Annotated in this window: 18 protein-coding genes; 17 read left to right on the top strand and 1 reads right to left on the bottom strand. The window is 52.8% G+C overall.

Annotated elements, in window-relative coordinates; genetic code table 11:
* Window positions 1-23 precede the first annotated feature (23 nt).
* Window positions 24-1,244, top strand: a complete 1,221-nt coding sequence (gene fabB / locus FEK42_RS00785) for a beta-ketoacyl-ACP synthase I (RefSeq protein ID WP_000817178.1) — start codon at window positions 24-26, stop codon at window positions 1,242-1,244.
* A 265-nt stretch (window positions 1,245-1,509) separates the two neighbouring features.
* Complete coding sequence (locus FEK42_RS00790) at window positions 1,510-2,688, top strand: MFS transporter (protein ID WP_130207268.1); 1,179 nt, start codon at window positions 1,510-1,512, stop codon at window positions 2,686-2,688.
* On the opposite strand, the gene flk is transcribed toward FEK42_RS00790, so the two are convergent.
* A complete protein-coding gene (gene flk, locus FEK42_RS00795) occupies window positions 2,685-3,677 on the bottom strand; it encodes a flagella biosynthesis regulator Flk (protein ID WP_131162049.1) in 993 nt (330 codons plus the stop codon). The genes FEK42_RS00790 and flk overlap by 4 nt on opposite strands.
* Before the next feature lie 99 nt (window positions 3,678-3,776).
* On the opposite strand from flk, the gene pdxB reads away from it, so the two are divergent.
* From pdxB to hisP, 15 genes are all read left to right on the top strand, one after another.
* On the top strand, window positions 3,777-4,913 hold the full coding sequence (gene pdxB, locus FEK42_RS00800; protein WP_130207264.1) for a 4-phosphoerythronate dehydrogenase PdxB: 1,137 nt from the start codon (window positions 3,777-3,779) through the stop codon (window positions 4,911-4,913).
* 65 nt (window positions 4,914-4,978) lie between these two features.
* Window positions 4,979-5,992 (top strand): aspartate-semialdehyde dehydrogenase, encoded by a 1,014-nt coding sequence (locus tag FEK42_RS00805; RefSeq protein ID WP_130207262.1) that lies wholly within the window; start codon window positions 4,979-4,981, stop codon window positions 5,990-5,992.
* On the top strand, window positions 5,992-6,804 hold the full coding sequence (truA, locus tag FEK42_RS00810; RefSeq protein WP_001283597.1) for a tRNA pseudouridine(38-40) synthase TruA: 813 nt from the start codon (window positions 5,992-5,994) through the stop codon (window positions 6,802-6,804). The genes FEK42_RS00805 and truA overlap by 1 nt, the downstream gene beginning before the upstream one ends.
* An 82-nt stretch (window positions 6,805-6,886) precedes the next feature.
* On the top strand, window positions 6,887-7,534 hold the full coding sequence (locus FEK42_RS00815) for a DedA family protein (protein WP_130207260.1): 648 nt from the start codon (window positions 6,887-6,889) through the stop codon (window positions 7,532-7,534).
* Window positions 7,535-7,689: 155 nt separating this feature from the next.
* Window positions 7,690-8,604 (top strand): acetyl-CoA carboxylase, carboxyltransferase subunit beta, encoded by a 915-nt coding sequence (gene accD, locus FEK42_RS00820; RefSeq protein ID WP_064526523.1) that lies wholly within the window; start codon window positions 7,690-7,692, stop codon window positions 8,602-8,604.
* A 73-nt stretch (window positions 8,605-8,677) separates the two neighbouring features.
* On the top strand, window positions 8,678-9,946 hold the full coding sequence (folC, locus tag FEK42_RS00825; protein ID WP_135490981.1) for a bifunctional tetrahydrofolate synthase/dihydrofolate synthase: 1,269 nt from the start codon (window positions 8,678-8,680) through the stop codon (window positions 9,944-9,946).
* The gene (gene dedD, locus FEK42_RS00830; RefSeq protein WP_130207256.1) at window positions 9,936-10,598 is read left to right on the top strand and encodes a cell division protein DedD; all 663 of its coding nucleotides are present in this window, start codon (window positions 9,936-9,938) and stop codon (window positions 10,596-10,598) included. Before folC ends, dedD begins: the two co-directional genes overlap by 11 nt.
* Before the next feature lie 622 nt (window positions 10,599-11,220).
* On the top strand, window positions 11,221-11,709 hold the full coding sequence (cvpA, locus tag FEK42_RS00835; protein ID WP_000262113.1) for a colicin V production protein: 489 nt from the start codon (window positions 11,221-11,223) through the stop codon (window positions 11,707-11,709).
* Window positions 11,710-11,745: 36 nt separating this feature from the next.
* Window positions 11,746-13,263: an amidophosphoribosyltransferase gene (purF, locus tag FEK42_RS00840; RefSeq protein WP_135492852.1), complete on the top strand. Its 1,518-nt coding sequence runs from the start codon at window positions 11,746-11,748 to the stop codon at window positions 13,261-13,263.
* 94 nt (window positions 13,264-13,357) lie between these two features.
* Window positions 13,358-13,927 carry a flavin prenyltransferase UbiX gene (gene ubiX / locus FEK42_RS00845; protein ID WP_000825691.1) on the top strand — a complete coding sequence of 190 codons (570 nt, stop codon included), beginning with the start codon at window positions 13,358-13,360 and terminating at the stop codon, window positions 13,925-13,927.
* Between the two features lie 257 nt (window positions 13,928-14,184).
* Window positions 14,185-14,967 carry a lysine/arginine/ornithine ABC transporter substrate-binding protein ArgT gene (argT, locus tag FEK42_RS00850; protein ID WP_130207252.1) on the top strand — a complete coding sequence of 261 codons (783 nt, stop codon included), beginning with the start codon at window positions 14,185-14,187 and terminating at the stop codon, window positions 14,965-14,967.
* Window positions 14,968-15,187: 220 nt separating this feature from the next.
* Complete coding sequence (gene hisJ / locus FEK42_RS00855) at window positions 15,188-15,970, top strand: histidine ABC transporter substrate-binding protein HisJ (protein WP_000737621.1); 783 nt, start codon at window positions 15,188-15,190, stop codon at window positions 15,968-15,970.
* Between the two features lie 90 nt (window positions 15,971-16,060).
* Window positions 16,061-16,747: a histidine ABC transporter permease HisQ gene (gene hisQ, locus FEK42_RS00860; protein WP_130207250.1), complete on the top strand. Its 687-nt coding sequence runs from the start codon at window positions 16,061-16,063 to the stop codon at window positions 16,745-16,747.
* The gene (locus tag FEK42_RS00865; protein WP_000569958.1) at window positions 16,744-17,460 is read left to right on the top strand and encodes an ABC transporter permease; all 717 of its coding nucleotides are present in this window, start codon (window positions 16,744-16,746) and stop codon (window positions 17,458-17,460) included. The genes hisQ and FEK42_RS00865 overlap by 4 nt, the downstream gene beginning before the upstream one ends.
* A gap of 7 nt (window positions 17,461-17,467) precedes the next feature.
* Window positions 17,468-18,241, top strand: a complete 774-nt coding sequence (gene hisP, locus FEK42_RS00870) for a histidine ABC transporter ATP-binding protein HisP (RefSeq protein ID WP_130207246.1) — start codon at window positions 17,468-17,470, stop codon at window positions 18,239-18,241.
* Window positions 18,242-18,295: the final 54 nt, after the last annotated feature.

Consider the following 18,295-nt stretch of genomic DNA (forward strand, 5'->3'; position numbering starts at 1 on the left):
TGTGCGACTTACAGAGGTATTGAATGAAACGTGCAGTGATTACTGGCCTGGGCATTGTTTCCAGCATCGGTAATAACCAGCAGGAAGTCCTGGCATCTCTGCGTGAAGGACGCTCAGGGATCACTTTCTCTCAGGAGCTGAAGGATTCCGGCATGCGTAGCCATGTTTGGGGCAACGTAAAACTGGATACCACTGGCCTCATTGACCGCAAAGTTGTGCGCTTTATGAGCGATGCATCCATTTATGCATTCCTTTCTATGGAGCAGGCAATTGCAGATGCTGGCCTCTCCCCGGAAGCTTACCAGAATAACCCGCGCGTTGGCCTGATTGCAGGTTCCGGCGGCGGCTCTCCGCGTTTCCAGGTGTTCGGCGCTGACGCAATGCGCGGCCCACGTGGCCTGAAAGCGGTTGGCCCGTATGTGGTCACTAAAGCGATGGCATCTGGCGTTTCTGCCTGCCTCGCCACGCCGTTCAAAATCCACGGCGTTAACTACTCCATCAGCTCCGCGTGTGCGACTTCCGCACACTGTATCGGTAACGCAGTAGAGCAGATCCAACTGGGCAAACAAGACATCGTGTTTGCCGGCGGCGGCGAAGAGCTGTGCTGGGAAATGGCCTGCGAATTCGACGCAATGGGCGCGCTGTCTACCAAATACAACGACACCCCGGAAAAAGCCTCCCGTACTTATGACGCTCACCGTGACGGTTTCGTTATCGCTGGCGGCGGCGGTATGGTGGTGGTCGAAGAACTGGAACACGCGTTGGCACGTGGTGCTCATATCTACGCTGAAATCGTTGGCTACGGCGCAACGTCTGATGGCGCAGACATGGTTGCTCCGTCTGGCGAAGGCGCAGTGCGCTGCATGAAGATGGCGATGCACGGTGTTGATACCCCAATCGACTACCTGAACTCCCACGGTACTTCGACTCCGGTTGGCGACGTGAAAGAGCTGGCGGCTATCCGTGAAGTGTTCGGCGATAAGAGCCCGGCGATTTCTGCAACCAAAGCAATGACCGGTCACTCTCTGGGCGCTGCGGGTGTGCAGGAAGCTATCTACTCTCTGCTGATGCTGGAACACGGCTTTATCGCCCCGAGCATCAACATTGAAGAGCTGGACGAGCAGGCTGCGGGTCTGAACATCGTGACCGAAACGACCGATCGCGAACTGACCACCGTGATGTCTAACAGCTTCGGCTTCGGCGGCACCAACGCCACGCTGGTAATGCGTAAGCTGAAAGATTAATTCGGAGTAGGTCGGATAAGACGCGTCAGCGTCGCATCCGACGATACGCGGCAATGTCGCATCCGGCACTAACGCAAAAGGGAACCCGATGGTTCCCTTTTTCACATCATTGACAATCGCCGCCTGTTCCAGGCAAACTTCCCGTTTTGTCGATTTCCTTCTGAAAAGACGTACGCGTTAAATCCTGCCAACGCACCGTAACCCTGAAAACCAGAGAGATGAGACGGGGAGACTCCTCGCCTTGCGCTGCATTCTGGAGTAATGCATGACTGCTGTAAGCCAAACAGAAACACGATCTTCTGCCAATTTTTCGCTCTTCCGCATCGCTTTTGCGGTTTTTCTAACTTACATGACCGTAGGGCTGCCGTTGCCGGTTATCCCGCTGTTTGTTCATCATGAACTGGGCTATGGCAACACCATGGTCGGGATTGCCGTCGGCATTCAGTTTCTGGCTACGGTGCTGACGCGTGGCTACGCCGGACGACTGGCCGATCAATATGGTGCAAAACGTTCGGCGCTTCAGGGCATGTTCGCCTGTGGTCTGGCTGGCGGCGCGCTGCTGCTGGCGGCGCTTTTGCCTGTCTCCGCACCAATTAAATTTGCCCTGCTGGTCGTCGGGCGTTTGATTCTTGGTTTTGGCGAAAGCCAGTTACTGACGGGCGCTTTGACCTGGGGATTGGGCATTGTCGGGCCAAAACACTCAGGCAAAGTGATGTCGTGGAACGGAATGGCGATTTATGGCGCACTGGCGGTGGGCGCACCGCTTGGCTTGTTGATTCATAGCCATTACGGTTTTGCCGCACTGGCGCTTACGACAATGGCATTGCCCCTGCTGGCGTGGGCTTGTAACGGCACAGTACGCAAAGTACCGGCAATGGCGGGAGAACGTCCATCACTGTGGAGCGTTGTCGGACTTATCTGGAAACCGGGTCTTGGTCTGGCGCTTCAGGGCGTTGGCTTTGCGGTTATCGGAACCTTTGTATCGCTCTACTTTGCCAGCAAAGGATGGGCGATGGCAGGTTTTACACTCACCGCATTTGGCGGCGCATTTGTCGTGATGCGCGTCATGTTCGGCTGGATGCCAGACCGTTTTGGCGGCGTGAAAGTGGCGATTGTCTCTTTGCTTGTCGAAACGGTAGGTTTGTTGCTGCTCTGGCAAGCGCCTGGCGCGTGGGTGGCGTTAGCCGGTGCGGCGTTAACCGGGGCAGGGTGTTCACTTATCTTCCCGGCGCTTGGTGTGGAAGTGGTTAAGCGCGTTCCGTCTCAGGTTCGCGGTACTGCGCTCGGCGGTTATGCGGCGTTTCAGGATATCGCCCTCGGTGTTTCCGGGCCACTGGCAGGTGTCCTGGCGACCACATTTGGCTACTCGTCGGTATTCCTTGCCGGGGCGATATCGGCGGTGCTGGGGATTATCGTGACGATACTGTCATTTCGTCGTGGTTAACTCAATAACCAGACCAATATCACGATGATGGCGGTCAGCAATATCCACAGGCTGGGGCGCATGGCCATTTCTTGCATCGTGTTAATGAATGGCGTAAAGGGATTGAGCAACGGTTGAATATCTCGCGGTTCAATCCCATTCACCCGCCGTTGATAAAGCTGGTTGAGGATATCCTCGGCCTGTGCGGAAGTCAGGGCTGAATGCTGAGAAAGGCCATATTTTTGCTCAACATAGCTCGATAATACTGTCAACTCGCTGGCATCCAGTGGCTGTTTTAGCGCCATCTGAAGCGACTCCAGTGTCGGTGTATTTTGCTGACTTAACACCTGGCGTGCCTGCAACCAGGTAACCAGGTGGGTAAACATTTTGGCCGGGATCAACTCTCCATTTTTTACCCCAGAAAGTTCCAGCATAGATTGCCAAATCTGTTTGCTGGGTTCTCCTGTTGCCGCCGCGAGTTTAGTCACCAGTTGCTTAAGCGTATTGTGTTCTGCCGGTAGCAAAGGGCGATCGGTCGCCTGGCGCTGTTGCGGCTGCGGAATAACCATCTTCCCTTCCTGTAACAGCGTCAGGACGGTTTTTAATTGCTCCGGTGAGAGTTGATTCAGCGGCGTCTGACCAAAGTTATGACGAATGTAATCTGTGACCGCCTGACGATTATTCCCCAGCCGTAAGTACTCGCTCAATTGCGCCAAAAGCTGGCGGACAGAATGGCTTTCTTGCGCGGCCAGTAAACGTTGTGCAAGGTTTTGTTCTGCGGCGGGGAAATTGCGTGAAAGTAACGGTGAATCGCCTGGCAGACCGATGTCGTGCTTTATACCGGCCCACAATTCCGCGCTCTGCTGTTGCGTCAGCGAAGTCACTTTGGTTATCAAACTTTCCAGCACTGTACGTTGCAAGCTGGATAAAGGCTGATTGCCTGCGCCAGACGACAGTTTATCCCCCTGACCCGGTGGTTGCCCAGGAGGGGCGGAAATTGGTTGTATCATTACGTATCCTTATACCTGAAATCATCGCAAGTATGCCTGGCCGCGAGATTATGGCACACTTGTCCGGTTAACTCTCGTTCTCATACAGGTACCACAAACGTGAAAATCCTTGTTGATGAAAATATGCCTTATGCCCGCGAATTATTTAGTCGTCTGGGGGAGGTGAAAGCGGTTCCGGGGCGTCCAATTCCAGTTGCTGAACTGGATGATGCAGATGCTTTGATGGTGCGTTCGGTCACGAAAGTGAATGAATCTTTACTGGCAGGAAAACCAGTAAAATTTATTGGCACCGCGACCGCGGGGACGGACCATGTCGATGAAGCGTGGTTAAAGCAGGCGGGAATTGGTTTTTCTGCTGCACCTGGCTGCAATGCGATTGCGGTAGTGGAATATGTTTTCTCGTCACTGCTGATGCTCGCCGAACGCGATGGATTTTCACTGCACGAGCGTACCGTGGGGATCGTGGGCGTCGGCAACGTCGGGCGACGTTTACAGGCGCGGCTGGAAGCGTGGGGGATCAAAACATTACTTTGCGATCCACCTCGCGCCGATCGTGGGGATGAGGGGGATTTCCGTCCTCTTGATGAACTGGTCGCGCAGGCAGACATTCTGACTTTCCATACTCCACTCTTTAAAGATGGTCCGTACAAAACGCGGCATCTGGCGGATGAAAAACTGATTCGCAGCCTGAAGCCGGGGGCAATTCTGATTAACGCCTGCCGTGGTGCCGTTGTCGATAATACGGCACTGCTAACCTGCCTGAATGAAGGTCAGAAGTTAAGCGTGGTGCTGGATGTCTGGGAAGGCGAGCCAGAACTCAACGTCGAGCTGCTGCAAAAAGTGGATATCGGCACGCCGCATATCGCGGGCTACACCCTCGAAGGTAAAGCGCGTGGCACAACGCAAGTGTTTGAAGCCTACAGCAAGTTTATTGGTCATGAACAGCACGTGGCGTTGGATACTTTACTGCCCGCGCCGGAGTTTGGCCGCATTACGCTGCATGGTCCGCTCGATCAGCCGACGCTAAAAAGGCTGGTGCATTTGGTGTATGATGTGCGCCGCGACGATGCGCCGTTGCGTAAAGTTGCCGGAATACCGGGTGAGTTCGATAAACTGCGTAAAAACTACCTTGAGCGCCGTGAATGGTCGTCTCTGTATGTGATTTGTAATGACGCCAGTGCGGCATCATTACTGTGTAAACTGGGTTTTAACGCCGTTCATCATCCGGCTCGTTAATCTCTTCTTCATGCTCTCTGCTGTAACATAGGCAGGGAGCTTTGCATTTTCTGGAGTAAACCACCATGTCTGAAGGCTGGAACATTGCCGTCCTGGGCGCAACTGGCGCTGTGGGCGAAGCCCTGATTGAAACGCTGGCTGAACGTCAGTTCCCGGTTGGGGAAATTTATGCACTGGCACGTAACGAAAGCGCAGGCGAACATCTGCGCTTTGGTGGTAAGACAATCACCGTGCAGGATGCTGCCGAATTTGACTGGACGCAGGCGCAACTGGCGTTTTTTGTCGCAGGCAAAGAAGCGACCGCGACCTGGGTTGAAGAAGCAACCAACTCAGGCTGCCTGGTTATCGACAGCAGCGGATTGTTTGCTCTCGAACCCGACGTACCGCTGGTGGTGCCGGAAGTAAACCCGTTTGTACTTGCTGATTACCGTAACCGTAATGTCATTGCCGTACCGGACAGCCTGACCAGCCAGCTGCTGGCCTCTCTGAAACCGTTAATCGATCAGGGCGGATTGTCGCGTATTAGCGTTACCAGCCTGATTTCAGCCTCCGCCCAGGGCAAAAAAGCGGTCGATGCGTTAGCGGGGCAGAGTGCGAAATTGCTCAACGGCATTCCGATTGACGAAGAAGATTTCTTCGGACGTCAGCTGGCGTTCAACATGCTGCCGTTACTGCCTGACAGGGAAGGTAGCGTGCGCGAAGAACGTCGTATCGTCGATGAAGTGCGCAAAATCATGCAGGACGAAGGGTTGATGATTTCGGCAAGCGTCGTGCAGGCACCGGTATTTTACGGTCACGCTCAGATGGTCAACTTTGAAGCTCTGCGTCCGCTGGCGGCAGAAGAAGCGCGTGATGCCTTTACCCAGGGCGAAGATATTGTGCTCTCTGAAGAGAACGAGTTTCCTACTCAGGTGGGTGACGCTTCCGGTACGCCGCATCTTTCTGTGGGCTGCGTGCGCAATGATTACGGTATTCCAGAGCAAATCCAGTTCTGGTCGGTGGCCGATAACGTCCGTTTTGGCGGCGCACTGATGGCAGTGAAAATCGCCGAGAAACTGGTGCAGGAGTATCTGTACTAATGTCCGACCAGCAACAACCGCCAGTTTATAAAATTGCGCTGGGCATTGAGTACGACGGCAGTAGGTATTACGGCTGGCAACGGCAGAACGAAGTCCGCAGTGTGCAGGAGAAGCTGGAAAAGGCGCTCTCCCAGGTGGCGAACGAGCCCATCACCGTCTTCTGCGCCGGGCGTACTGACGCAGGCGTACACGGCACCGGGCAGGTAGTGCATTTCGAAACCACCGCGCAGCGCAAAGACGCCGCGTGGACATTAGGCGTAAATGCGAATTTACCTGGTGACATCGCCGTGCGTTGGGTTAAAGCTGTACCTGATGATTTTCATGCCCGATTTAGCGCCACGGCTCGCCGTTATCGCTACATCATCTACAATCATCGGCTGCGCCCGGCAGTGCTGAGTAAAGGTGTGACCCACTTCTACGAACCGCTGGATGCCGAACGGATGCATCGGGCTGCGCAATGCTTGTTGGGCGAGAATGATTTCACCTCATTTCGCGCGGTGCAGTGCCAGTCCCGAACGCCGTGGCGCAACGTTATGCATATTAACGTCACGCGACATGGTCCTTATGTGGTGGTAGATATCAAAGCGAATGCCTTTGTACATCATATGGTGAGGAATATTGTCGGTAGCCTGATGGAAGTAGGCGCCCACAACCAGCCAGAGAGTTGGATAGCAGAGCTGTTAGCGGCAAAGGACAGAACGCTGGCGGCAGCAACGGCGAAAGCGGAAGGGCTGTATCTGGTTGCGGTAGATTACCCTGACCGATTTGATCTTCCAAAACCGCCAATGGGCCCGCTGTTTCTGGCGGACTAATGAGAATAATGCTCTAAAAATTTCAGGCTGTAGCCAATGCTGTTACAGCCTGAGAAATGAAGAGTACAAGGCATAGGCAATTATGGACCTGATTTATTTCCTCATCGATTTTATTTTGCATATTGATGTGCATCTGGCGGAGCTGGTCGCAGAGTACGGCGTCTGGGTTTATGCCATTCTGTTTTTGATTCTGTTCTGTGAAACCGGGCTTGTGGTAACGCCATTCCTGCCTGGTGATTCGTTGCTGTTTGTCGCTGGCGCGTTGGCATCTCTGGAGACTAATGATCTCAACGTCCATATGATGGTGGTACTGATGTTGATTGCTGCAATTGTGGGTGATGCGGTCAACTACACCATTGGGCGGTTATTTGGTGACAAACTGTTCAGTAATCCGGATTCGAAAATTTTTCGTCGTAGTTATCTTGATAAGACTCATCAGTTTTACGAGAGACATGGCGGCAAAACAATTATTCTCGCCCGTTTTGTACCGATCGTCAGAACGTTCGCGCCGTTCGTTGCGGGAATGGGCCACATGTCGTATCGTCATTTCGCCGCTTTTAACGTGATTGGTGCACTGTTGTGGGTACTGATTTTTACCTACGCAGGTTATTTCTTCGGCACGCTCCCCTTCATTCAGAGTAACCTTAAACTGATGATTGTTGGCATTATTTTTGTTTCAATATTGCCTGGGGTTTTCGAATTTATTCGTCACAAACGCGCTGCAAAATAAAAAGTAACTCCGCGGTTCGACCACTTTTTTATCCAAAGTTTCGGGCTGTTATGTTTTAATGTGCAACATTCATGGTCTGTTGGGGGCAAAAATGGCATTATGCGTCCCCAAAGATAAAACTGGCATCGAACCAGGTTCAGACAGAAAGGTCCCTAATGAGCTGGATTGAACGAATTAAAAGCAACATTACTCCCACCCGCAAGGCGAGCATTCCTGAAGGTGTGTGGACTAAGTGTGATAGCTGCGGTCAGGTTTTATACCGCGCTGAACTGGAACGTAATCTTGAGGTCTGTCCGAAGTGTGACCATCACATGCGTATGTCGGCGCGTAACCGCCTGCATAGCTTGTTAGATGAAGGCAGCCTTGTGGAGCTGGGTAGCGAGCTTGAGCCGAAAGATGTGCTGAAGTTCCGTGACTCCAAAAAGTATAAAGACCGTCTGGCCTCTGCGCAGAAAGAAACCGGCGAAAAAGACGCGCTGGTGGTGATGAAAGGCACTCTGTATGGTATGCCGGTTGTCGCTGCGGCATTCGAATTCGCCTTTATGGGCGGTTCAATGGGTTCAGTGGTTGGCGCTCGTTTCGTGCGTGCCGTTGAGCAAGCGCTGGAAGATAACTGCCCGCTGATCTGCTTTTCCGCTTCTGGTGGCGCACGTATGCAGGAAGCGTTAATGTCGCTGATGCAGATGGCGAAAACCTCTGCGGCACTGGCGAAAATGCAGGAGCGCGGGTTACCGTACATTTCTGTACTGACCGACCCGACTATGGGCGGTGTTTCTGCAAGCTTCGCGATGCTGGGCGATCTCAATATTGCTGAACCGAAAGCGTTAATCGGCTTTGCCGGTCCGCGCGTTATCGAACAGACCGTTCGCGAAAAACTGCCGCCAGGATTCCAGCGCAGTGAATTCCTGATCGAGAAAGGCGCCATCGATATGATCGTCCGTCGACCGGAAATGCGTCTGAAACTGGCTAGCATTCTGGCGAAGCTGATGAATCTGCCAGCGCCTAATCCTGATGCGCCGCGTGAAGGCGAAGTGGTGCCACCGGTGCCGGATCAGGAACCAGAGGCCTGATAACTGATAAGGGCAGGGCCACTGGCTCTGCCCTTTTGCTATTTATTCTCCCCGTAACGAATCAGCGGATACCATGATTATCAAACGCACTCCTCAAGCCGCGTCGCCTCTGGCTTCGTGGCTTTCTTATCTGGAAAACCTGCACAGTAAAACTATCGATCTCGGCCTTGATCGCGTCAGCCAGGTTGCGGCGCGTCTTGGCGTCCTTAAACCTGCACCGTTTGTGTTTACCGTAGCGGGAACTAATGGCAAAGGCACGACCTGCCGTACGCTGGAGTCGATTCTGATGGCGGCAGGGTACAGGGTGGGGGTCTACAGTTCGCCGCATCTGGTGCGTTATACCGAGCGCGTTCGTATACAGGGCAAAGAACTGGCGGAGTCGGCCCATACGGCTTCTTTTGCCGAGATTGAGGCCGAGCGCGGCGATATTTCTCTGACTTATTTTGAATACGGTACGCTGTCGGCATTGTGGTTGTTCAAAGAGGCGCAACTCGATGTGGTGATTCTGGAAGTAGGTCTGGGCGGTCGTCTGGATGCGACTAACATTGTCGATGCTGATGTTGCCGTGGTGACCAGTATCGCGCTGGATCATACCGACTGGCTGGGGCCAGATCGTGAAAGCATTGGTCGTGAGAAAGCGGGGATCTTCCGCAGCGAAAAACCGGCAATCGTCGGTGAACCGGAAATGCCTTACACCATTGCCGATGTAGCACAGGAGAAAAGCGCACTGTTGCAACGTTGTGGCGTTGAGTGGAATTATTCCGTCACTGACCATGACTGGTCATTTACCGATGCTCACGGCACGCTGGCGGGATTACCGTTGCCACTTGTCCCGCAACCGAATGCCGCAACGGCGCTGGCGGCACTGCGTGCCAGCGGCCTGGAAGTCAGTGAAAAGGCAATTCGCGACGGTATCGCCAGCGCAATTTTGCCTGGACGTTTCCAGATTGTGAGCGAGACGCCACGCGTTATTTTTGATGTCGCCCATAATCCTCATGCGGCGGAATATCTTACCGGACGCATGAAAGCGTTACCGAAAAACGGGCGCGTGTTGGCGGTTATCGGTATGCTACATGATAAAGATATTGCCGGAACACTGGCCTGGTTGAAAAGCGTGGTTGATGACTGGTATTGTGCGCCACTGGAAGGGCCGCGTGGTGCCACGGCAGCACAACTGCTTGAGCATCTGGGGAACGGCAAACCATTCGATAGCGTTGCGCAGGCATGGGAAGCCGCAATGGCGGACGCTAAACCGGAAGATACCGTGCTGGTGTGTGGTTCGTTCCATACGGTCGCACATGTCATGGAAGTGATTGACGCGAGGAGAAGTGGTGGCGAGTAAGTTTCAGAATCGGTTAGTTGGCACTATTGTGCTGGTAGCTCTGGGAGTTATTGTGCTTCCAGGATTGCTTGATGGGCAGAAAAAACATTATCAGGATGAGTTTGCAGCGATCCCGCTGGTGCCGAAAGCGGGCGATCGTGACGAACCAGATATGATGCCAGCCGCCACTCAGGCGTTGCCGACACAGCCGCCAGAAGGCGCTGCAGAAGAGGTGCGGGCAGGTGATGCCGCAGCGCCTTCGCTCGATCCGACAACCATTGCGGCCAATAATACCGTGTTTGAACCGGAGCCTGCACCGGTCGCTCCACCGAAACCGAAACCGGTGGATCCGCCTAAGCCGAAGGTTGAAGTGCCGCCCCCGCCGAAGCCAGAACCGAAGCCGGTTGTTGAAGAAAAGGCAGCGCCGACGGGTAAAGCCTATGTTGTGCAACTGGGCGCGCTGAAAAATGCCGATAAAGTGAATGAGATTGTCGGTAAGCTGCGTGGTGCGGGATATCGGGTTTATACTTCGCCGTCAACGCCAGTGCAGGGTAAAATCACCCGTATTCTCGTGGGGCCAGATGCCTCAAAAGATAAGCTGAAAGGATCGCTTGGCGAACTGAAGCAGATCTCTGGTTTGAGCGGCGTGGTGATGGGTTACACGCCGAATTAATACGGTTTTGCCTGATGCGACGCCAGCATGTCTTATCAGGCCTGTGCTGGAGCAGAACTGTAGGTCGGATAAGGCGTTCACGCTGCACCCGGCAGCCGTTGCCTGATGCGACGCTGGCGCGTCTTATCAGGCCTACGCAGGGATAGACCCGTAGGTCGGATAAGGCGTTTACGCCGCATCCGACAGCCGTTGCCTGATGTGACGCTGGCGCGTCTTATCAGGCCTATGCAGGGGCAGAACCGTAGGTCGGATAAGGCGTTCACGCCGCATCCGACAGTCGTTGCCTGATGCGACGCTGGCGCGTCTTATCAGGCCTACGCAGGGGCAGAACCGTAGGTCGGATAAGGCGTTCACGCCGCATCCGACAGTCGTTGCCTGATGTGACGCTGGCGCGTCTTATCAGGCCTGTGCTGGAGCAGAACTGTAGGTCGGATAAGGCGTTTACGCCGCATCCGACACGCATTGCCCGATGCCGCAAAGGCATAAAAAGTCGATGGCGTTGAATATTTTTTCAGCGCCATTTTTATTGATGCGCGGGAAGGAAATCCCTACGCAAACGTTTTCTTTTTCTGTTAGAATGCGCCCCGAACAGGATGACAGGGCGTAAAATCGTGGGACACATATGGTCTGGATTGATTACGCCATAATCGCGGTGATTGCTTTTTCCTCTCTGGTTAGCCTGATCCGCGGCTTTGTTCGTGAAGCGTTATCGCTGGTGACATGGGGTTGTGCTTTCTTTGTTGCCAGTCATTACTACACTTACCTGTCAGTCTGGTTTACGGGCTTTGAAGACGAACTGGTTCGAAATGGGATTGCCATCGCGGTACTGTTTATCGCTACCCTGATCGTTGGTGCTATCGTGAACTTCGTGATAGGCCAGCTGGTGGAGAAAACGGGGTTGTCAGGCACCGATCGGGTGCTGGGCGTCTGTTTCGGTGCGTTGCGCGGTGTGTTGATTGTTGCTGCCATTCTCTTCTTTCTCGACTCCTTTACCGGGGTGTCGAAAAGCGAAGACTGGAGCAAATCACAGCTGATCCCGCAGTTCAGTTTTATCATCAGATGGTTTTTTGATTATCTGCAAAGCTCGTCAAGTTTCTTGCCCAGGGCGTAAGTGCTCTGAGATGTGGCTTAACGAGGAAAAAGACGTATGTGCGGTATTGTCGGTATCGCCGGTGTTATGCCGGTTAACCAGTCGATTTATGATGCCTTAACGGTGCTTCAGCATCGCGGTCAGGATGCCGCCGGCATCATCACCATAGATGCCAATAACTGCTTCCGTTTGCGTAAAGCGAACGGGCTGGTGAGCGATGTATTTGAAGCTCGCCATATGCAGCGTTTGCAGGGCAATATGGGCATTGGTCATGTGCGTTACCCTACGGCTGGCAGCTCCAGTGCCTCTGAAGCGCAGCCGTTTTACGTTAACTCTCCGTATGGTATTACGCTTGCCCACAACGGCAATCTGACCAACGCTCACGAGTTGCGTAAAAAACTGTTTGAAGAAAAACGCCGCCACATCAACACCACTTCTGACTCGGAAATTCTGCTTAATATCTTCGCCAGCGAGCTGGATAACTTCCGCCACTATCCGCTGGAAGCCGACAACATTTTCTCCGCCATTGCCGCGACTAACCGCCAAATTCGCGGCGCGTATGCCTGCGTGGCGATGATTATCGGCCACGGTATGGTCGCCTTCCGCGATCCTAACGGGATTCGTCCGCTGGTGTTGGGGAAACGTGATATCGACGAGAATCGCACAGAATATATGGTCGCTTCCGAAAGCGTTGCGCTCGATACGCTGGGCTTTGAGTTCCTGCGTGACGTCGCCCCAGGCGAAGCGATTTACATCACTGAAGAAGGGCAGTTGTTTACCCGTCAGTGTGCTGACAATCCGGTCAGCAATCCGTGCCTGTTTGAGTATGTTTACTTTGCCCGTCCTGACTCGTTCATCGACAAAATTTCCGTTTACAGTGCCCGTGTGAATATGGGGACGAAGCTGGGCGAGAAAATTGCCCGCGAATGGGAGGATCTTGATATCGATGTGGTGATCCCCATTCCGGAAACCTCGTGTGATATCGCGCTGGAAATCGCTCGTATTCTGGGCAAACCGTATCGTCAGGGCTTTGTGAAAAACCGCTACGTTGGCCGCACCTTCATCATGCCAGGCCAGCAGCTGCGTCGTAAGTCCGTGCGCCGTAAACTGAACGCTAACCGCGCCGAGTTCCGTGATAAAAACGTCCTGCTGGTCGACGACTCCATCGTGCGTGGCACCACTTCTGAGCAGATTATCGAGATGGCACGCGAAGCCGGAGCGAAGAAAGTGTACCTCGCCTCTGCGGCACCGGAAATTCGCTTCCCGAACGTTTATGGTATTGATATGCCGAGCGCCACGGAGCTTATCGCTCACGGGCGCGAAGTAGATGAAATTCGCCAGATCATCGGTGCCGACGGTTTGATTTTCCAGGATCTCAACGATCTGATCGAAGCCGTTCGCGCTGAAAACCCGGATATCCAGCAGTTTGAATGCTCGGTGTTCAACGGCGTCTACGTCACCAAAGATGTTGATCAGGGCTACCTCGATTTCCTCGATACTTTGCGTAATGACGACGCCAAAGCAGTGCAGCGCCAGAACGAAGTAGAAAATCTCGAAATGCATAACGAAGGATGACGCCTTCCCGCAGGGTGCCGGTCTGGCACCCTGACTTGCAACTCCTGCCGAAATCCTGCAAAGTCTGCCTGCAAGTCTGACAGGGCAACTATTTATGAAACGACTCATTGTGGGAATCAGCGGTGCCAGCGGTGCAATTTATGGCGTGCGTTTATTACAGGTTCTGCGCGATGTCGCAGATGTCGAAACGCATCTGGTGATGAGCCAGGCGGCGCGACAGACCTTATCCCTCGAAACGGATTTTTCCCTGCGCGAAGTGCAGGCATTAGCCGATGTGACGCACGATGCGCGCGATATTGCCGCCAGCATCTCTTCCGGTTCTTTCCAGACGCTGGGGATGGTGATTTTACCCTGTTCAATCAAAACTCTGTCCGGCATTGTCCATAGCTATACTGATGGCTTACTGACCCGTGCGGCAGATGTGGTGCTGAAAGAGCGCCGCCCGCTGGTGCTCTGCGTGCGTGAAACGCCACTGCATTTGGGCCATCTGCGTTTAATGACGCAGGCGGCGGAAATTGGTGCGGTAATTATGCCCCCCGTTCCTGCGTTTTATCATCGCCCGCAGTCGCTTGATGATGTGATAAATCAGACGGTTAACCGTGTTCTTGACCAGTTTGCGATAACCCTTCCCGAAGATCTCTTTGCCCGCTGGCAGGGCGCATAACTCTGCTGTTGCCCTGTTTCAGGGCAATTTTGCAACCGCGATCAAATCCTCGACATTTTGTTCCTTCCATTGAATCGAAACGCTGCGATTCAACCGCCATACCTGCTATCTTCAATTTCAGGACAATAATGCAACGTCTTATTAACATATTTTACGTTGAATGTTGCTGCTGTCGGCAAGATGGCATAAGACCTGCATGAATGAGCCTGCAAACACAATACACAATATAAAAAAGCCATTTCACTTGAGGGTTATGTATGAAGAAGTCGATTCTCGCTCTGTCTTTGTTAGTCGGTATCTCCGCAGCAGCTTCCAGCTACGCGGCGCTGCCGGAGACGGTACGTATCGGAACGGATACCACCTATGCACCGTTCTCATCGAAAGATGCCAAAGGTGACTTTGTTGGCTTTGATATCGATCTCGGTAACGAGATGTGCAAACGGATGCAGGTGAAATGTACCTGGGTTGCCAGTGACTTTGACGCGCTGATCCCCTCACTGAAAGCGAAAAAAATCGACGCCATTATTTCGTCGCTCTCCATTACCGATAAACGTCAGCAGGAGATTGCTTTCTCCGACAAGCTGTACGCCGCGGATTCCCGTCTGATTGCCGCTAAAGGTTCGCCGATTCAGCCAACGCTGGATTCACTGAAAGGTAAACATGTCGGAGTGCTGCAAGGCTCCACTCAGGAAGCCTACGCTAACGATACCTGGCGCAGTAAAGGTATTGATGTTGTGGCTTATGCCAACCAGGATTTAGTTTATTCCGATCTGGCTGCAGGACGTCTGGATGCCGCTCTGCAAGATGAAGTTGCTGCCAGTGAAGGATTCCTTAAGCAACCTGCCGGTAAAGAGTTCGCCTTTGCTGGCCCTTCAGTGAAAGACAAAAAATACTTCGGTGACGGCACCGGTGTCGGGCTACGTAAAGATGATGCTGAACTGACGGCTGCGTTTAATAAGGCGCTTGGCGAACTGCGCCAGGATGGTACTTACGACAAGATGGCGAAAAAGTACTTCGATTTTAATGTCTACGGTGACTGATACGTCGCAGGGAAGCTGCACCTGAGAGCGTCATTATCATGGTGCATTATAGGTTTGTTGCACTATCGTGGTGCATTGAAATGCATACTTAAGCAATTTTAATGAAAAATAATACGATTAACGGGCCGGGATATTTTGCCTTGTTGGTCAATTTTATGGCACGATAAGTGTAACAAACCTGTAAATATTCCCTATTAAAAGACTGTCAGTTGAGGACATTATGAAAAAACTGGTGCTATCGCTCTCCTTGGTTCTGGCCTTCTCCAGCGCGACTGCTGCTTTTGCTGCTATTCCGCAAAATATTCGCATCGGTACTGACCCGACTTATGCACCGTTTGAATCAAAAAATTCACAAGGTGAATTGGTTGGCTTTGATATCGACCTGGCGAAGGAACTGTGCAAACGCATCAATACGCAATGTACATTTGTAGAAAACCCGCTGGATGCGTTAATTCCGTCATTAAAAGCGAAGAAGATTGACGCCATCATGTCATCGCTTTCCATCACCGAAAAACGTCAGCAGGAAATAGCCTTCACCGACAAATTGTACGCCGCCGATTCTCGCCTGGTTGTGGCGAAAAATTCCGACATTCAGCCGACAGTAGAATCGCTGAAAGGCAAGCGGGTGGGCGTATTGCAGGGCACGACCCAGGAGACATTTGGTAACGAGCACTGGGCGCCAAAAGGCATTGAAATCGTCTCTTATCAGGGGCAGGACAACATTTATTCTGACCTGACCGCCGGGCGTATTGATGCCGCGTTCCAGGACGAAGTTGCCGCCAGCGAAGGTTTCCTCAAACAGCCCGTCGGTAAAGATTACAAATTCGGTGGCCCGTCTGTTAAAGATGAAAAACTGTTTGGCGTAGGCACCGGCATGGGCCTGCGTAAAGAAGATAACGAACTGCGCGAGGCACTGAACAAAGCCTTTGCCGAAATGCGCGCTGACGGTACTTACGAGAAATTAGCGAAAAAGTACTTCGATTTTGATGTTTATGGTGGTTAATCACCATCGGTGAAAGAAAGCCCGCTCCCTTTGGGTAACCGGAGGGAGACAAGAGGCAGGAAATTCACCACACACGACAGGACAGGCTGCATGTTGTATGGGTTTTCAGGTGTTATTTTACAGGGGGCGCTCGTCACGCTGGAGCTGGCTATCAGCTCTGTAGTGCTCGCTGTAATCATCGGTTTAATTGGCGCTGGCGGTAAGCTCTCGCAAAATCGGCTTTCGGGGCTGATTTTCGAAGGGTACACCACGCTGATTCGCGGCGTGCCGGACTTGGTGTTGATGCTGCTGATATTTTACGGTTTGCAGATTGCGCTAAACGCGGTGACGGAAGCGATGGGCGTCGGACAGATTGATATCGACCCGATGGTTGCCGGTATTATCACCCTGGGTTTTATTTACGGTGCTTACTTCACCGAAACGTTCCGTGGCGCGTTTATGGCGGTGCCGAAAGGACAAATAGAGGCGGCTACGGCGTTCGGTTTTACTCGCGGGCAAGTATTTCGGCGGATTATGTTTCCGGCGATGATGCGTTACGCTCTGCCGGGCATTGGCAACAACTGGCAGGTGATCCTCAAATCTACCGCTCTGGTTTCGTTACTCGGCCTGGAAGATGTGGTGAAAGCCACCCAATTGGCAGGCAAAAGTACATGGGAACCGTTCTATTTCGCCATCGTCTGTGGCGTGATTTATCTGGTTTTCACCACCGTTTCCAATGGTGTGCTGCTGTTCCTTGAGCGCCGCTACTCCGTGGGTGTGAAGAGGGCTGACCTGTGATCGAAATCTTACATGAATACTGGAAACCGCTGCTGTGGACCGACGGTTATCGCTTTACTGGTGTGGCGATCACTCTGTGGCTGCTTATTTTGTCGGTAGTGATAGGCGGAGTCCTGGCGCTGTTTCTGGCGATTGGTCGCGTCTCCAGTAATAAATACATCCAGTTTCCAATCTGGTTATTTACCTATATTTTTCGCGGTACGCCGCTGTATGTTCAGTTGCTGGTGTTCTATTCCGGCATGTACACGCTGGAGATTGTTAAGGGAACCGAGTTCCTTAACGCCTTTTTTCGCAGTGGCCTGAACTGTACCGTGCTGGCGCTGACGCTTAACACCTGCGCTTACACCACCGAGATTTTTGCCGGGGCAATCCGTTCAGTGCCGCATGGGGAAATTGAAGCCGCCAGAGCCTATGGCTTCTCGACCTTTAAAATGTATCGCTGCATTATTTTGCCTTCTGCGCTGCGTATTGCGTTACCGGCATACAGCAACGAAGTGATCCTGATGCTGCACTCTACTGCGCTGGCATTTACTGCCACGGTGCCGGATCTGCTGAAAATAGCCCGCGATATTAACGCCGCCACGTATCAACCTTTTACCGCCTTCGGCATTGCCGCGGTGCTCTATTTAATCATCTCTTATGTCCTGATCAGCCTCTTTCGCAGAGCGGAAAAACGCTGGTTGCAGCATGTGAAACCTTCTTCAACGCACTGAGAATACGATGTCCGAGAATAAATTAAACGTTATCGATTTGCACAAACGCTACGGCGAACATGAAGTGCTGAAAGGGGTGTCACTGCAAGCGAACGCCGGAGATGTGATCAGCATCATCGGATCGTCGGGATCGGGGAAAAGTACCTTTCTGCGTTGCATTAACTTCCTCGAAAAACCGAGTGAAGGCACGATCGTGGTTAACGGCCAGACTATCAATCTGGTGCGGGACAAAGACGGTCAACTGAAAGTCGCCGATAAAAATCAGCTGCGTTTACTGCGCACGCGCCTGACGATGGTGTTCCAGCACTTCAATCTCTGGAGCCACATGACGGTGCTGGAAAACGTCATGGAAGCGCCCATTCAGGTGCTGGGCCTGAGCAAGCATGAAGCGCGCGAGCGGGCGGTGAAATATCTGGCGAAAGTCGGCATAGACGAACGTGCGCAGGGGAAATATCCGGTGCATCTGTCCGGCGGTCAGCAACAGCGTGTTTCCATCGCAAGGGCGCTGGCAATGGAACCAGAAGTTCTGCTGTTTGATGAACCTACATCGGCCCTTGATCCGGAGCTGGTGGGCGAAGTGCTGCGCATTATGCAGCAGCTGGCGGAAGAGGGCAAAACGATGGTGGTGGTAACCCACGAAATGGAATTTGCTCGCCATGTCTCCACACATGTTATTTTCCTCCATCAGGGGAAAATCGAAGAAGAGGGTGCGCCAGAACAATTATTTGGCAACCCGCAAAGTCCTCGTTTGCAACAGTTCCTTAAGGGATCGCTGAAATAATTGCCTCTCCGGTGGCTAATGCTGTCGGAGTATTTTCAAGGCTAATTTGCGAGT

The organism is Escherichia sp. E2748 (assembly GCF_005781125.1).
In the GTDB taxonomy this organism is placed as follows: Bacteria; Pseudomonadota; Gammaproteobacteria; order Enterobacterales; family Enterobacteriaceae; genus Escherichia.

Bases quoted from the DNA above. Each gene is read 5' to 3' on its own strand.
- fabB (WP_000817178.1), top strand. From the start codon at position 24: ATGAAACGTGCAGTGATTACTGGCCTGGGCATTGTTTCCAGCATCGGT.
- FEK42_RS00790 (WP_130207268.1), top strand. From the start codon at position 1,510: ATGACTGCTGTAAGCCAAACAGAAACACGATCTTCTGCCAATTTTTCG.
- flk (WP_131162049.1), bottom strand. From the start codon at position 3,677: ATGATACAACCAATTTCCGCCCCTCCTGGGCAACCACCGGGTCAGGGG.
- FEK42_RS00805 (WP_130207262.1), top strand. From the start codon at position 4,979: ATGTCTGAAGGCTGGAACATTGCCGTCCTGGGCGCAACTGGCGCTGTG.
- truA (WP_001283597.1), top strand. From the start codon at position 5,992: ATGTCCGACCAGCAACAACCGCCAGTTTATAAAATTGCGCTGGGCATT.
- FEK42_RS00815 (WP_130207260.1), top strand. From the start codon at position 6,887: ATGGACCTGATTTATTTCCTCATCGATTTTATTTTGCATATTGATGTG.
- accD (WP_064526523.1), top strand. From the start codon at position 7,690: ATGAGCTGGATTGAACGAATTAAAAGCAACATTACTCCCACCCGCAAG.
- folC (WP_135490981.1), top strand. From the start codon at position 8,678: ATGATTATCAAACGCACTCCTCAAGCCGCGTCGCCTCTGGCTTCGTGG.
- cvpA (WP_000262113.1), top strand. From the start codon at position 11,221: ATGGTCTGGATTGATTACGCCATAATCGCGGTGATTGCTTTTTCCTCT.
- purF (WP_135492852.1), top strand. From the start codon at position 11,746: ATGTGCGGTATTGTCGGTATCGCCGGTGTTATGCCGGTTAACCAGTCG.
- ubiX (WP_000825691.1), top strand. From the start codon at position 13,358: ATGAAACGACTCATTGTGGGAATCAGCGGTGCCAGCGGTGCAATTTAT.
- argT (WP_130207252.1), top strand. From the start codon at position 14,185: ATGAAGAAGTCGATTCTCGCTCTGTCTTTGTTAGTCGGTATCTCCGCA.
- hisJ (WP_000737621.1), top strand. From the start codon at position 15,188: ATGAAAAAACTGGTGCTATCGCTCTCCTTGGTTCTGGCCTTCTCCAGC.
- hisQ (WP_130207250.1), top strand. From the start codon at position 16,061: ATGTTGTATGGGTTTTCAGGTGTTATTTTACAGGGGGCGCTCGTCACG.
- hisP (WP_130207246.1), top strand. From the start codon at position 17,468: ATGTCCGAGAATAAATTAAACGTTATCGATTTGCACAAACGCTACGGC.